This window comes from Paenibacillus nasutitermitis (genome assembly GCF_014641075.1).
Taxonomy (GTDB): domain Bacteria; phylum Bacillota; class Bacilli; order Paenibacillales; family Paenibacillaceae; genus Paenibacillus_Z; species Paenibacillus_Z nasutitermitis.
The window spans coordinates 585,638-601,245 of record NZ_BMHP01000003.1; the positions used below are offsets into that span (position 1 = coordinate 585,638).

Sequence of the window (15,608 nt, forward strand, 5' to 3'; positions counted from 1 at the left end):
CATCAACACCCGAGCTTCCCTACAACCAAATTTTTCGCGTTTTTTGACACATTGAGCGTTTATTCTCTCACTCAGGACGCTATTATCATAATTATTCTCGCCCACTGCGGATGATCAAGTCGAATTTTAGAGTTATGAATTATGGGACAATTTCTAAAACGGTGCCTTGGTTAAAATCAGTTACTTTCATAGAGCCATAAACCCCTAAATATAGTCTGGTTTGATCCAAATTCGTTCCCAAACTAACATAATAAGCTGATCGAGATCCAAAATCATAATCCGTTTCAATAACACTAAAATCATTTAGTTTGCAGTCTGTTTGTAGCTTGGTATAAGCTAAAACCCCTCTAACCGGAGGGTGAGATCCTTGCCGAGCAAGATCGGTAAACACAACGCTTCCCGTTAAACCGGGGATTCCATTTCCCATATAGGGCTGAACTCCTGTAAGTGCAGTTCCTCCAAATTTATCAGCCCTCGCATCTTTATGGAAATAACTCGTTAAAGGCAAAAGGCGCCTTACTGAAGTTTGTACGGCTTCGTTGTAATACGCAATTGTCTCCTCGTCTAAAGTTGAATTTGCAGCGCAGCCCCTAATCAACGAAGTAGGAAAAGCACCTTCCCATCCTCGCCAGCCAAAGTTAATCAATCCTTCGTGGTCAGGTTCAGAATTCATTAAAGAAGCTTGAACAAGCTGGGTAACCGGTATTGGTTTATGATGAACGAAAGAAAAAATCGACTCTACCAAATCCTGTCCAACAATCCCCACATATTTGATATAGTCATTATTGAACCATTGAAATGAAATGCCTGGAATATTGCGAACCCCTTTGGCAATTAGCGTAAGCGTTTCCTGAATCGGCTTGGGAAGTTCATCAAAACGTGTGACCACGGGTGGATTATAAATAAATGTATACTTAACGACATCCATTTCAATAATTTTGCCGGCGATTTCCATGTCATTCTGACTTAAATTAAATGGATCATAGCCTGATCCACCATCTCCGGTTGTTAGAATAAGTTTTCCTGTTTCAGGTGAAAAATTTAAGCTATTGACACCATTATGATTTAAAAATGGTCTTCTTACGTTAAGTAATGTCCGTCGTTTTTGAGTTTGACCATTCGGTTGTAACATCCATTCTTCAACTGTATCGACATGATCATAATGCGTTTCTCTATTTATCCACCTCAGGTTCAAAGTACTGGGATCACACGGATTAGGCTTAAAAGATTCAAAAGCACCTGGAAGGGCACCTGAGCCTTGGGTTCCAGCTACTGAATAATGGAGATAAAACAAACCGTTATAATAAAATTCGGGATGAAACGCTAACCCTAGCAATCCCCGTTCATCATATCCTCCGCTAGAAGTACCTAGTTTTAGGATTCGCGGGCGAATATCTAAAAAAGTCCTTATAACTCCGTCCCGTATGTAAAAGATCTCTCCTACCTGGGTCGCAATAAATAATCGTTCAATTGAATCACCCGGAAGTATAGCTGTTTTCATAACAGTGGGCATATTTAACTTACTTACAATGGGGTGTAAACGAACCTTAACTTTTCTCAACTAACTTTAACACTCCCTCCTCTTGTTTCCTTTTTTAAAAATATGATTAGAACGGTTCCCTTAGTACCGTCACATCCTTAAACCGAGCTACTAGATTGCTACAGGATTCGATCCCATAAATAGACCCGGTAGCGGATATTTGAGTCCGACCCACCTTCAACAATCATAGAATTGGCCCCATCCGACCAAAAAAAACGGACGGGGCCTTTATTTCTGCAAGCAACTCTTGCGGTTACGGTGATTCGCCTGTCGCGGCCGCTGCTTCGGATGGCGTCATCAAGCCTTGAACGGCGCCGAAAAACGGGCGGATAGACTTGATGATGCCGTACCCCATCTTCATGACAGGGACAAATCGTTGGATCATGCCGAACAGCCGTATGCCGCCGCCCAACGCACCTCCGAGCGATCCCGTTGCAGCGCCACCAAGCCCGCCACCTAATCCCCCGAACAGCGAGCCTACCATCGGTAGAAAGGCCGATACCTGGGCGCCCGGCTTACGGGAGCGGGAACGGACCGGAGACTTGCGCGATCGGGAACGGACGGATGACTTGCGCGAGCCGCTTCGGCGGCTGCCCGAGGCATGGGAGCCGGCTCTGTCCTGCATAGACCGCCGGGGGCCTTGCTTCCCGGATGAGGTGCTCCGCTGAGCTCCAGCGTTGGCCAGCGTCAAGACGCTGCTGGTGACATCGGTAATGTAGCCAACGTAGGTCTCTCCGCTGTGCAGAGTAATGCATACCGGTCGACCCCGCAGCTGCTTGGCCCGTGCGAACACCTCTTTGGATTGTGCCATGGAAATTCACCTCGCATCACAGGTTATCGTTCATTGTACGCCAGGGGCGGGCTGCCTGCTTGTGCGGATGCAGGATGGCTCAAGCCCTCTTCGCTGCGCCCACGCCGATTCTCGGGCCTGTGTGTAAAAATAATTTGAAAATCCTCTACTCACTATTTCTTCGCATAATTCAATCCTAATTGATGAGCTTGGTTAAGCAGCAGCTCATAATGACTGGTATCGGAATCCAAAGTCTCGTACAGAAATTCAACCTTGGAATTGGCAACACCGCAATAATCTGCAATTCCCACATTGAGCAGATGAGTCATCATTTCATCATAGTTACGCTTCTTCATCTGTTCTTTGGAGACGCCCGCCAAACCAATCCACAAGACATGCTGATGATGAAGCTGGTTCGAACCGTACGCAAACCCATTGTTCCATACACGGTCAATATAACCTTTTAGCATGGCTGGCAAATACCACCACCAAATCGGAAAAATAAATGCAAGGGCATCATGCTCCTTCATTCGCCTTATTTCCATTTCCACCTCAGGGGAAAAGGGCTGTTCTGCAGCTGACCAATCAGGTTCATCTACTCCCTTTAAAACAGGGTCAAAGTTCATCTCGTGTAAATCCAGTATCTCATATTCGTGGCCAGCCTCGGCAAGACCTTGTACGAAACGATCGGCAACCTTAAAAGTAAGGGAATCTTTTCTCGGGTGCGAAACAACGCATAACACTCTCATGTTTGTATCCTCACTACCTTTCTCAAGAGCTGACTTGTAGCCTGGTTGATGCTATTATAAACAGTACCCGAATGATCTGGAAGTACGCACTTACAAGTTCTATAGGATGATACAAGTGTCATAGGAACATGGAAGTGCCCTGGATAGATGCCTTGGAAGTTATGTCCTTAGCAAACATATATCCTTTTAGCGGAGGAATGAAAGATGACTGAAAAGAGGGAAAATAGCGTTCGAAAAAAGTATAAAGTTGGCGTGGAGGCGGCATTAGATGTAATGGGTGGGAAATGGAAGCCTTTAATCATCTATCATTTGATGGCAGGACCGAAACGGACTTCTGAGCTTCGCCGGTTAATCCCCGGCATTACGCAAAAAATGCTGACCACTCAACTAAGAGGCCTGGAAAAGGATGAGATTGTTGCACGAAAGATTTATAAAGAGATCCCGCCTAGAGTGGAGTATACGTTAACTCCCTACGGGTGGGGATTAAAGCCCGCGCTAGATCTTTTATGCTATTGGGGAGAGGATCACCTGGAAAAGGTTTATGGCGACAGATCCAAGGTTTTGGAAGAATTTGATGAAAGCCATACAAAGTAAATTGCCATACTTGAAAGAATGGGTATTGGCGGTTGCCGATGGGCTAATCTAATACTCGGACGATAGCAGGCCAATTAGCAAGCCCCAGCCACGAAATAATTGAAGGTTTCATTATTTTAAAATAGATGCCTCGTTACTTTCTCACGTGAGCCTATATAGTCAATAGGTTAAAAAAAAAATAATACCGCTTCAAAATTGGTTTCTCACACTTGTAGAAATTTCACCTTACTTATGATACGGTTCAGCGTATCATCTGTAGAGCGAAATCGAAAATCACCTGTTTGGTTGCCCTTCATAGGTGCGAATCTGTTATTTTGTATGGATTACGGCAGTCCAGTTGGCGGCGTTCCACGTTACCGCAGCGTCTAGTGCTTCACTTGCGAAACGGAGTGGCACGAATGTAGTCCCGCTCTTGTCGGTGAATGGAGCTGTGGTAAGGCTGATTGACTTGCCGTCGAGTGTGGCGGTCTTGTTGCCGATCTGTAGGTGGATGGTGGTACTGTCCTTGGTGATGTAGATAGACTTGTCCTTCGCGTTGTAGGATAAAATTGCACCCAACTTCTCGAATATCCCGCGAAGTGGGATGAATATGCTGGAGTTCATCATTCGAGGCTTCGGGTTCACCGTTATATAGATGCCGTCCAACTGGATACCGATGTTATTCTGGCTGTATGGCATGACGGCGCTCTCCGTGGTGAAGGACCATGGCTTGTTGAAGGTCTTCCCTGCGTCAGAGCCCGCCCAAGGCTTGAACGTTACCGAGACGGTGTAGGTCTCGTTGTACGCCAAAGGAGACTTCGGAATGATATGCCAGTAATTCGATGAAGTAAAAGGCTTAAAGAACGGTATGGTATCACCTGCACTGTTGGTGAGGGTTACATCTATGCCTTCCAGCAGGTAAGGGGTCTTGATCGTAATAATCTGCCCTGACTGCGCTACCCCGAATGGCTCGATGGGGCTCGGGATTTCATGCCCAGAGAAAGTCGTGACCACGTTGGTCTGACCATCGTAAGGGTACATGGCGTATCCCATTGTATTGGCCGCGCAAGCGGTCTCGATGACAACGGCAATGCCATACATACCGACACCGATCTCTGTGGCATCTGGTGAAATCAATGGCTCGCGGTGGTACGCCGTGTTCAGAAACTCCTCAATGATGGCGTGCGGATCGCTTTCATCCACGGTCATAATCTCCCAAGTGGGGATTGATGTATCGCCCCCGACGGCGTGGATTCGATCGGCGTGAGTCACCCCTGTGAATCCTTGACCGAGTGGGTTCTCGTCGTGGTTGTAGTAGACGTTGGCGATCATGTAAACAGCGTGGTTCTGGGCTGCTTCGGTGAGGTACGGGTTAAGCTTGACTGTGGGCAACCCCATAGCGGTCCGGACCGCGTTGAGATCATCCAAAATCTGCGTCGCGAAGTTCGTGCCGCTGTCGTCGGACAAGACGAGTTGTGTTGCCGATGTGGATGATGCTGCCGATGCGGACGACGTCGCCGCTATAAATGATGTGGTTAGACTCCCAAACAGCAACGTAAGGACCAAGCTTATTGTGCCAATCTGCTTCATGATAGACCTCCAGCGTTGGTTATAGGGAAAGGGGCTTCTCCGTTATCGGATAAGCCCCTTCAGCATGTCATCCAAGTAATCTAGTTATATTGTGATAGGAGCGTCTCCAGTGAACGTACCGTAATCATTGAATATCCCGTCGGCTGTATTGGCAATTGTACCGTTGTTCGTGAACGTTCCGAAGTTCGTGATGGAGCTGCCGTTCGTGACCGTGCCTTCGTTCATGATTATGCCGGAGTTCGTGATGGAACTGTTGTTCGTGATCGTGCCATTGTTCGTGATGACTCCGGTGCCGTCATAGCCTGTGATGGTGCCGTTATTGATCACAGTCGCCGAGCTTAGAATATTGAATGTGCCATCAATGATCAGCGTTGCGGCCGAAGCCAGCGTAACGGTACCCCGCACATTCAACGTTGCGTCTGCCACAATGTTCCAATAATAGCCTTCGTCCAACGTCGTATCACTCACATTCAGCGTCGCATCTGCCGTAACCTCAATATTGCCATCCACCGTAGAATTGCTCACATTCAGCGTCGCTCCTTCCGCAAGGGTCAATGTGTGGCCGCTCAGCGTCGTATCACTCATGTTTAGCGTTACGCCTTCCGGGAGGGTCCAATCATCCGTCAGCGCAGCACCGCTTATGGATACTTCTGTTGAAGATACGACAGTGACAGTCGCTGACGCCAAATCTAATGCTTCGGCGCTGGAGATCCATTCAGGAAGCGACCCGGGAGTTGACCCGGCCTCCTGCACAGCATTCGTTGCTGTGCTCATCACCATTCCGAGGCCTTCATTGGCACCGTACACCCAAACTTGCAGCTTCTTCCCTAAGTCCCCTGTCGCAACCGTGTAACTCGCTGTAGTTTTTCCCGTACCTGTAGCAGGCACGTACTGGTCGTTTCCGACTATATTTTGTACCATCCATTCATAAGTCACGCGGTCGCCTGCCAGCTTACCATCATCCATCGTCACAGTTGCTGTAAGGATATCGCCAACTCGAGGGGAAGATGGATTGTCGATGGCGACACTCTTGATTTTCACGCCTATCGCACTTGTGGATTCGCTTGTTACGGCTCCAACCGCTCGACCCCTATACGACACCACAACTCGCAGTTGCTTGCCTTCATCTGCTGCCGCAACCGTGTAACTCGCCGTTGTACTTCCCGAACCGGTAGCGTTCGTGTACGTTTCGCTGCCTGCTGCCGTTTCGACCTGCCATTGATACGTCACTTGACTACCCGCCGCACTGCCATCACCCATGGTCACACTGGCGGTAAGGATATCGCCAAAGGCTGGAGACATATTGCCGATCGTGACAGAAGTGATCGGAACGGACACTGCGCCGGTTGTTGCGGTTTGTGTACCGGTAATCGGGCTTATCCCCGTCACCACCACTTGCAGTTTCTTGCCCATGTCCACGGTTGCAACCGTGTAACTCACGGTTGCATTGCCCATACCTGCGGCATTCGAATAAGTTCCGCTCCCTGCTGCCGTTTCGACCTTCCATTGATACGTCACGCGGCTGCCGGCGGCATTACCATCACCCATCGTTACATTGGCATTCAGAGTGTCCCCTATTGCGGGTATTACATTATCGATACTTACCTTAGAAATCGTGTAATCAGGCGTCCACTGTGCGGCATAAGTGACATCTCCAAGAGGCATTGTCTCCGGTAGAGCAGGGGACCAACCCGCGAATACATAGCCTACTCTTGTAATAGGCAGCACGTTTATAAAGGATAGAGAATTCCCATATAGAGTGTTTAAGGTGTAATTGCCTGTCCCGCCATTGACACTTCCTCCATTGGGATCGAGCGTCACCTTGTAGGTGTTGCGTTTGTAGTACAGCTTCAATTGAAGGGGGCTGCTCGTCGAATCGATGACTGTACCCGATGCAACCGTAGCTGTCACGGCGGAGTCAACCGTGAAGCCCTCATAACTCTTCGCTGTTGCTGTGACCGTTGCACCTACTGGAGCGCTTAACGTCTCCTTCTCTGTTATGGTGTATTGCCCCATTGTATCCGGCCTATAATGGATCACCGTATACGAAGCCGTCTTCAAACTCCACTGTGCGACGACAGTCATATCATGCGCCGGCATCGTTGTTGGGAGAGAAGGTGTCCATCCGGTGAGTATCTCCCCTGATCCTTGGGCCGTAGCTTTATTGATGGTGGCTATGGTACCTACGGTAGCACCGTATGGATAAGTGAATACATAGGGGTCGTCTGTATCCCCAACGAAAACCCTGCCGCCCAGGTCATAGGTGACTTTATACGTGTTTCGTGAGTAGTACAGCCTTAGGACAGTCGTTCCATCACCTGATATTGTACTTGATATAAGAGTAGCCGGATTGCTGCTGTCAAAGGTGAAGCCTTCATAGCCCTTAATCTCCGCCGTAATCGTTGCCGTATCCGTCGTGCCGACATAATCCTTCTGATCAACGATGGTGTAGGTATCGCTTAGAACCGGCTTGAGCTGATTGTTCACAACCATGTTCTGTTGCAGATAGACGACTTTGTAAGAGGTATCGTTTCTAGCCTGCCACTTCGCGGTGTACGTGGTATCTTGCTCCGGCACCGTACTCGGAATGGCTGTTTTGCTGTTGGACTTGAACCATCCAACAAGTGTATAACCCGGTCTGGATATCGCAGGCCTCCATGTGAAGTCTTTCCCTATTTGCAACGAACTCGTAACGGTTTGACCGCCAGCATAACCGGCATCAAAAGTCATCACTCGCGTATCGCGTACGTAATAAACCTTAACCACTGTCGTACCGTACCCATTAATGTACGATTTGTAATTTGAACCTACGCCAGATCCGCCCGTAAAGTGGGAATAAACATAACCTTGGGCCTTGAATCGGTCGGTATTCTTAAGCGTAATCTCCGTAAAGGCTGTGCCCGTAAAGTTCTCAGTCGCCGCCAGCGACGCAGCCCCACTGTTCGGATCGACGAGATAATGCTCCATAGCGTACGGCATATCTGTTCTCACCGCCCAATGTGCGTAGAGCCAGACGCTCTCCCCCGGCATGGTAGCAGGAATGGTATACTTCGTGCCGCTTTCAGGTGCTGTATACCAGCCCTCGAAAGTATATCCCGGAAGTTTAGGATCGGATGGAGCTGTAATTTTGTCTTTATACGCTGCAAAAATGTAGGTTAATAGCCCTCCGGTCATTGTGTTAAATACCAACGCATTGTTGCCCGGATATTTCGTCCACGTCAAGTCATACGTGCGCTGAATGGGCGCGCTAGTGAAGGCTAGAGGCGCATTATTCCATCTAACCGTCATGGTTCCGCTAGCAGCACTCTGGTTGGGATCAGTCGGCTTGAGCGTATTCGTCTTAGAATCATACGTGAAGTCCGTATTATCTACCGTGATGGTAAAGTTCGATTTGTCGAAAGCCTTGGAGTACGTCTCCCCGGTTTTCATATCCATCACACTCATCGTGAAGATACTGGACGGTAATGTGATACTTTTGACCGTAGTTCCCGAAAGTTTGATCGCCAACGTATCATCCTGCGGGTATTCGAAGTCATCGACATCTTCTTGTGACCCCACCGAGAAAAGTGGCCATGTGTTGTCGTACAGCGGCACACTGGCCGAGAGTAAACCATCGCCCAACTGTGCGCCGACTGCGGACTCCAAGTAAATGCCAAGCTCCACATAGAGTGCGCCGAGAGACTTAGTTGTCTTCTCAGCGCCTGATTTCTTCAACTCGTAGTAGAAGTATCCCCACAAGTTCAAGTAAACGCCAGGCTCAACGGAGATGCCAATGCTGTTCAACTTGACGCTTCCAATGCCTGCTTTAAGTGTCACCTGTACACCCGCTCGCAATCCGAGCGTACCTAGGACATAAAACTTAAACTGGTAATCCCCGTCGCCAGGCAAGCTTACGGTGCTGCTGCTGCCTGTGAAACTGAAAATTCGCACGGTAGCCGAGTACCGTTTGGCACTCCTATAATTGAAATCAACACCCACCGTCAGATTCACATTGGCACTGACAACGAAGTCTACTGAAAATTTAACCTCAACGATTCCAGCGACCACTCTTTGACTTTTATTAACGAGTTCTTTGTTAATTAACGGAACCCATTCCGTCTCTTCCTCCAGTATGCTTTGGTACCTATCCTTCAGTGTCTTCGCGTCTACTCCGGTATCTTGCGCACCCTCAATCAACGCTTGGAGCTCTGTCGCGATGTCCTGCACTTTCCCTATTCTCCCGGCATTCTTGGCTCCTAGCCAGTCCGTTAACGCATCCTCCAACTGATCAGGTGCGACGGTAGTGATCTCAGCCGTTATGTTGATCCCGGTAAACGTATAGGCATCCAAGTTAGCCGTGATCAAATAATCATCAAGGATCGGGATAAACCAATACCAATGCCATTGGGTATCCCCATTGATACTGAGATCCAAGCGCATCTCTTCGACGAATGTACCGGTCAGATGGATGACAATGTCACTCTCATCGTTGATATGAATGACAATATCGGCACCCACTTGGAGGGAGACACTTACACCGGATCCAGAGAGATTTCTCAGCGTACTGCTTATTGAAGGTACGACAGTCAGATTTTCCACATCTACTTTGGAACCAACGCTTTCTGCAGCCATTGGCGCAAGCGCATCATACTGCTGCTTGAAACTGTCGGTGTGCAGCGCCAGCTCGGACAGATAGTCAGCAGCTTGTTCGACGAATCCACTGGCTACCGCTTGCTGCTTGACTTGCCCTTCTAACGTTGCGACATCCGCATCGGACAATAACTGATCACCATCAAGCGCTTGTTGCTGGTAGACATCCAGAGCGCTTGTGACTTGATCCAGTGTGACATCGTCATACGTAATGATATCCATCTCTGCGTCATGTGTGATCGACGTGATGATACCATAACCCGCCGATATGGCATTGCTATTGAATTCACCATTGTAGAAGGCGATAAAGTCGCCTACATTAACAACAGTGAGTTCATTCAGACCCAATGGTACATACTGACTGTCGCTATAGTTCATCGCGGCATGCTCTACCGTGATGGAGAGGTTCGCCAAGTCTCCATCCGTGTCCGCTGCCGTATTCACGGGCAGCACATCCGGTTTGGTCAGCACTTTCTTGGAATCGGCATGGGTATAGGTGTAGGTGTTGCCGTTGATCGCTGTGATATGAACATAAGCGACATCGCCGTTATCGGTACCGCTTGTCTCCGCGGTACGCAGATCGGGGCGAACCCCTTCATAGATCGCGACGATATCGCCGACTTGAATCCCCGTACTCCCGGCATAATCGAAAGTGCCGCTACTCGAATTCGCCTCGTTCAGGTCTGTAGCGCTATCGCCTACCCCTGTCGTGATTACCGGAATCGAGGGGGAGTCCACATCCGCGCCATCTAGCATCATATTCGATACGTCCGCGAACGATAGATAGATCATGTCCGGATTCAGCGGCACATTCATGACCGCTTGTTTGGCGATGCTAAACGCATAGATGGTGGTCGTAGAGTCTTGTCCCTGGAAAGACAGATTGGTGTCCGACAGCGTGAGTTGATACGTGTTGCCTTCCTCGAATTTGCCGTCTTGAGCCGCGGAAGCTACTGTGAAGTGACCATTCGCACCTGTAACGACAATACCCGCAAACGCGGGATTCGCCGAGGATTCGAACGTCATACCCGCTTTCACTTGAGCAGCCGTCATCTTGCCCGTCGCATCGGTCACATCGATCGTGAAGGTTGGCGCTTGATCCAGCACCGTTACACTTGGAATACTCTCCACTGCCCTATTGACGCTTGTCATATATTTGGCATACAGTGTCATATTGCCGGTGACTGGACTGCCTTCGATGAGTACTTTTGTAAGATCACTGTCCTTATACCAACCTTGAAAAATAAACCCTTGCTTCATTGGAACCGGCAGATTACTCAGCGTATCGCCTTTGTGAAGCTTAAGGCTAGCAATAGCCGAGCCGCCATTGGTTTCAAAAGTAATGGAATAAGTAGCAGCTTGGGGGCCTCCTGAGTTGCTGCCACCTCCGCTGCTAGTATTGCCGTTTTCTGGCGTTGGCGTTGGCGTTGGATCTACTTGATTCTGGCTCGCCCACGCCTTTACAACTTCATTGCTACGCATACAAAAAGCAGCTGCTTCAGCACGAGATGCACTTGATTTAGGATTGAAATTGCCGTTTGCATCCCCAATAAGCAAGCCTGCCTGCCATAGCTTTACGACAGCATCGACCGCCCAGGGAGAAATGCCGGCTATGTCGTTTGGTTTCGTTGTTACGCTGCCGCTCGTTTGATAAGATATATTCTCACTTTCAAAATACCTCAACGTCAGCGTAGCCATCTGTTCTCTTGATACATTAGCGTCCGGTGAAAATTTATTGACGCCCGTTCCGCCTGTTATGCCTTTTTCAACTGCCCATTGCACATAGGGCGCATACCAAACGGATGGCTGCACATCCGTAAATTCAGAAGTTGTATATTTACTTACATCAACGCCTGCTATTCGTCCAAGCACGGTTACATACATGGCACGTGTCATTGTTCCCCTGGGTGAGAAGCTGCCACTCCCCGTACCACTAAATATTCCATTTTGTTGTACATAGATTACAGCATCATAGAACCAGTCCGTTGGTTTAACATCTTGAAATGCATTTTGCGCTGTCCCTGCGTTCTGAGATACATCATGCCATTGTATTGGCGAAGAAGAATCGGTTCCTGCAGATGCGCCCGTATTTGGTGAAGCAGCAAGTACCTCCGTTGGTATTAGCGATACCAACAGGCTTAACAGTAGTAATAAACTAAGAGTGCGTTTATACCGCTTAAACAAGTCCAACATCCTCCCTAATCATTTTTTTAAATCTAGCAACTGACCTATACTTTTCTATAATGTTCTACAAATACCGACAGGATTCTGCTTCACGGTATCACAGTCCCTCTCAACAAACCCTAAACAACTCGCTTCCGCCGGCTAAGGAGCTGCAAGCGATAATAAAATGCAAAAAGGGAGTATCCCTCTGTCACCCTTGGTGACTTTGGGATACTCCCTTTTTGGCAATAAACGTATTAATTCATTGTTGTATTCGTATTGCTCACAACGTCAGCATTCAACAATCTCCTGACCGCTTCCTTCGGCTCCATCCCAAGCTCGGTCTGCAGCATCACTCGGAGCGCCTCATATTGCTTGATCGCCATAAAGCGTTCTTTCGCCAGCAATAGCATACGAATGAGTAGCTCATGGATGTACTCGTTCAGCGGATCATGTAGGAGCGCTTGCCGCAGCAGTTCCGCAGCAACATGATATTGCCCCCTCATTTCCTCACGTTCATGGAGACGAAGCAGCAGCGCAACGTACTCGCTTTCTAAACGAACACGCGCCTGCTCTACCCAATCGTACGAAGTACCCGCCATATAGCCCTCTCCGTATAATTGAACAAACTCAGCGGCATAGTCACGCAATGCAATGTCATCGATCTGTGTCTGAGCGGCCAGCAAGCGATTCCATTCATCGAGATCACAGTCCAACCGACTCATATCGATACGATAACCGCCTTCCACATGCTGAACGATGCCGTCAAACCCAACTTGGCTTAAAGCTTTTCGCAAATAGTGAGACGTCGTATTAAACTGAGCGCCTGCCCGGTCAACATTTACTTCTCCCCACAATTGATCGAGAATCCGGTCCCTGCTCACCGCCTCACCGCGATGGTGAAGAAGAAAGGCCATCAACTCTTCGGTTTTGGATGTTCGCCACTTGATCACAGCGCCGTTCTCTGTCTCTACTCGCAATCGACCAAAACATCGAATCTTCATTCGTGGAACTGTGTGATTCACGTGAAACATATTTAGTACGAGACCCGCATAAATGGACACTTCCGTCGATCCTGCACCTTTGTCTCGATACGCCCGCACATAAATAGACAACAGCTCCGCCATCGCCGCGCCTTCGTCCACGAAGCTACGGATGAACCCTTGCGGCTTCGCGATACGTAGTGCGATATCCAGCTTCGCCATCGCCAACTCAATCCTACCGTCATGATATAGCGCCATACTTTGCAAAATCAGAATGTGAATGCGGTCACGCAGACGGTCTTCCTTCGTCAACAGATGATACAGCCTCTCTGCGAGAGAAAGCGCTTGTTCGTATTGTCCGCATGCGGCAAGCACACGAACTAGCGCCAACTGTTCGGGCACTTGGTCCAGCGTTGCTTCGTCCGAGTACGACATCCCGCAATGTCTCAACCACCTACGAGCCGATTCTATGTCGCCTTGACGCACAGCCAAGCTCGCCTGCTCCGCTTCAATTTTGCACATGAAAATGTCATAGTCAGGCGAATCGATCCTCAGCTTAAGTTGTTCTAGCAGCGCCGCGGCTTCTAGAGGGTTCCCTTTCGCTTGCTGAATTCTCGAAGCCGCCACATCCAATTGATACAAATTGCGAGGAACTGGCGCGAGTCCGTCAGCACGCTTCATGCGGTTGATCCAATCTTCCGCTTCCTCTATTCGATTCCATTCGCACAATAGCTTAGCGTATGAAGCATACATTGGCGTCGCATACGGATGGTTCATGTGATCCCGCCAATGTACAGTCATCCTGGTGAAAAATTGTGCCGCCCCATGATAGTCGTTAATATAGCTCAGATGGTCATCGAATTCTTCCACCGCATAATGCTTATTGTTGCCACCTTGAATAAACAGGCTTTGCTCCGGTGCAAACTCATCACCGAGGATGAAATATTCAGCTGTACTGGCAAGGTCTTTGGTAACGTAGGCGGCTGAAGCGCAGATGTAATAGATTTCTCCCATCGTCGCGCGCCATACGCCAGCATCAATAAGATCCTTCAGTGCTTCGAAACGGACTCGAAGCCGTTCTGCTCGCTCCGGAATGCCGCCAAAATGCCGAGCACCGACCATCGCATACAGATAAAAAAGCTCAAGGAACGGCCTATTCGATAAGTATTGCTCAGGCACTTGCATCACCCAGCGAGCAACGATGACATTTTTACCGCCAATCAGAAATTCATGCAGATGACCCTCGATCAGGCGAGCGGCGTCTTCATACTGCCGCCCTGCCAAATAGTGCTCTGCCGCTTCCTCGGCAAAGCCGTTATTTTCAAGCCATTGCGCAGCACGCATATTGGCCTGAATCCACAGCTTGGGCTCTGTTCGAGACAGCATCGACTGGAGGAAATCAGACAGCAGATGGTGATAGCGATACCAATTGCGCTCTTCGTCCAGCGGAATGATGAATAGCTGAAGCTGTTCTAATTGTTCCAGCTGTTGCTGGCCTCCCGCCTGACCGGTCACCGACTCGCACAAGGCGTAATTCATCTGGCTTAGCACGGAAGTTTGCAGCAAAAAATCGCGCATCGCCTCCGGCAGATCGCGAATGACTTCCTCCAGCAAGTAATCAGATATGAGCTGCTGCCGACCGCTGAACTGACGGATCATTTCAGCCACATTGCCGCTCTGTTTCAGAGAGATGGCCGCAAGGCGCAAGCCGCTAATCCAGCCCTCGGTTTGGTTGTACAATATATGGAGTTGCTCTGCCGACAGTCTCAACTCCGTCGTCTCTAGGAAGAAATCAAATACTTCCTCCGGTCGGAACCGCAATTGTTCGATCGTAATCCGTCGCATCTCACCTTTCGCCAACAATCTTGTAGTCGGGAAGGCAAGATCATTGCGGCTTGCGATATATAAATGAATATGGACGGGAAGGTATTCGAGCAAGTAACTCATCGACTTCTGGATGGCAGGCATCGTCACCAGATGATAATCGTCAAACATGATGACGAGCTCACTTGGCAGTCGATTTAACTCATTCAGCAGCGCAGTCATTGCCGGCTCCATCGATAAGGAAGACGCAGTCGGCCCCTGAGCCAGAAGTGGCCAAACAGTCTGGCCAAATCCTTCGATTCGATTCTGGATCGAAGCGATGACCGCGTTCCAGAATGTAATCCAATCGTCATCCTGCTTGCTGAGTGATACCCAAGCAACCAAATTCTCTCTTTGTCTGGCCCATCCGCTTAACGCCGTCGTTTTCCCATAGCCGGATGGAGCGAATACGAGCGTCAGCTTCGCATTCATGCCCTCATCCAGCAGATGAATCAAATCCGAGCGAGTGACCAAAGTATGCCGTTCATGAGGAATATGCATCCTGGTTGCAGCAATCATTGATCTCCCCTCCCCGCGAAATAATGACAGAAATTGAGTAATTAAATGTAAATTCGACACTAATATGCAATTTCCTACGCGTTAATGGAAACATTTATCTTAATAATGCCGCCGTTATCATTCCGCCCTACTTGTGATACGGTTCAGCTTAACGCCTCTAACGGCGAAAAAAAACTACGGTTGACCAATTAACTAACGCAGCTTGTTTT

The 15,608-nt window shown here is 48.9% G+C and carries 7 protein-coding genes; 1 reads left to right on the forward strand and 6 read right to left on the reverse strand.

Annotation, left to right across the window (positions count from 1 at the left end; translation table 11 throughout):
- Positions 1–139: 139 nt before the first annotated feature.
- The 3 genes from IEY46_RS21625 to IEY46_RS21635 all read right to left on the reverse strand — a co-directional run bounded on the left by IEY46_RS21625 (position 140) and on the right by IEY46_RS21635 (position 3,079).
- Positions 140–1,561, reverse strand: coding sequence for a PQQ-dependent sugar dehydrogenase (locus IEY46_RS21625; RefSeq protein WP_188994920.1), 1,422 nt, complete (start codon positions 1,559–1,561; stop codon positions 140–142).
- Positions 1,562–1,793: 232 nt separating this feature from the next.
- Entirely contained in the window at positions 1,794–2,351 is a 558-nt protein-coding gene (locus IEY46_RS21630; protein ID WP_188994922.1) for a hypothetical protein, read from the reverse strand.
- 152 nt (positions 2,352–2,503) lie between these two features.
- The gene (locus IEY46_RS21635) at positions 2,504–3,079 is read right to left on the reverse strand and encodes an NAD(P)H oxidoreductase (RefSeq protein WP_188994924.1); all 576 of its coding nucleotides are present in this window, start codon (positions 3,077–3,079) and stop codon (positions 2,504–2,506) included.
- 204 nt (positions 3,080–3,283) lie between these two features.
- Between IEY46_RS21635 and IEY46_RS21640 the strand changes: the two genes are divergently transcribed.
- The gene (locus tag IEY46_RS21640; RefSeq protein ID WP_188994927.1) at positions 3,284–3,673 is read left to right on the forward strand and encodes a winged helix-turn-helix transcriptional regulator; all 390 of its coding nucleotides are present in this window, start codon (positions 3,284–3,286) and stop codon (positions 3,671–3,673) included.
- Positions 3,674–3,982: 309 nt separating this feature from the next.
- Here the strand turns inward: IEY46_RS21640 and IEY46_RS21645 are convergent, their stop codons facing one another.
- The 3 genes from IEY46_RS21645 to IEY46_RS21655 all read right to left on the reverse strand — a co-directional run bounded on the left by IEY46_RS21645 (position 3,983) and on the right by IEY46_RS21655 (position 15,399).
- Positions 3,983–5,242, reverse strand: coding sequence for a stalk domain-containing protein (locus tag IEY46_RS21645; RefSeq protein ID WP_188994929.1), 1,260 nt, complete (start codon positions 5,240–5,242; stop codon positions 3,983–3,985).
- Between the two features lie 84 nt (positions 5,243–5,326).
- Positions 5,327–12,055: an S-layer homology domain-containing protein gene (locus IEY46_RS21650; RefSeq protein WP_188994930.1), complete on the reverse strand. Its 6,729-nt coding sequence runs from the start codon at positions 12,053–12,055 to the stop codon at positions 5,327–5,329.
- A gap of 236 nt (positions 12,056–12,291) precedes the next feature.
- Positions 12,292–15,399: an AfsR/SARP family transcriptional regulator gene (locus tag IEY46_RS21655; RefSeq protein ID WP_188994932.1), complete on the reverse strand. Its 3,108-nt coding sequence runs from the start codon at positions 15,397–15,399 to the stop codon at positions 12,292–12,294.
- Positions 15,400–15,608 lie beyond the last annotated feature (209 nt).

Excerpts from the sequence above, each read along its gene's own strand:
- IEY46_RS21640 (WP_188994927.1), top strand. The coding sequence starts at position 3,284 with ATGACTGAAAAGAGGGAAAATAGCGTTCGAAAAAAGTATAAAGTTGGC.
- IEY46_RS21645 (WP_188994929.1), bottom strand. The coding sequence starts at position 5,242 with ATGAAGCAGATTGGCACAATAAGCTTGGTCCTTACGTTGCTGTTTGGG.
- IEY46_RS21655 (WP_188994932.1), bottom strand. The coding sequence starts at position 15,399 with ATGATTGCTGCAACCAGGATGCATATTCCTCATGAACGGCATACTTTG.
- IEY46_RS21630 (WP_188994922.1), bottom strand. The coding sequence starts at position 2,351 with ATGGCACAATCCAAAGAGGTGTTCGCACGGGCCAAGCAGCTGCGGGGT.
- IEY46_RS21635 (WP_188994924.1), bottom strand. The coding sequence starts at position 3,079 with ATGAGAGTGTTATGCGTTGTTTCGCACCCGAGAAAAGATTCCCTTACT.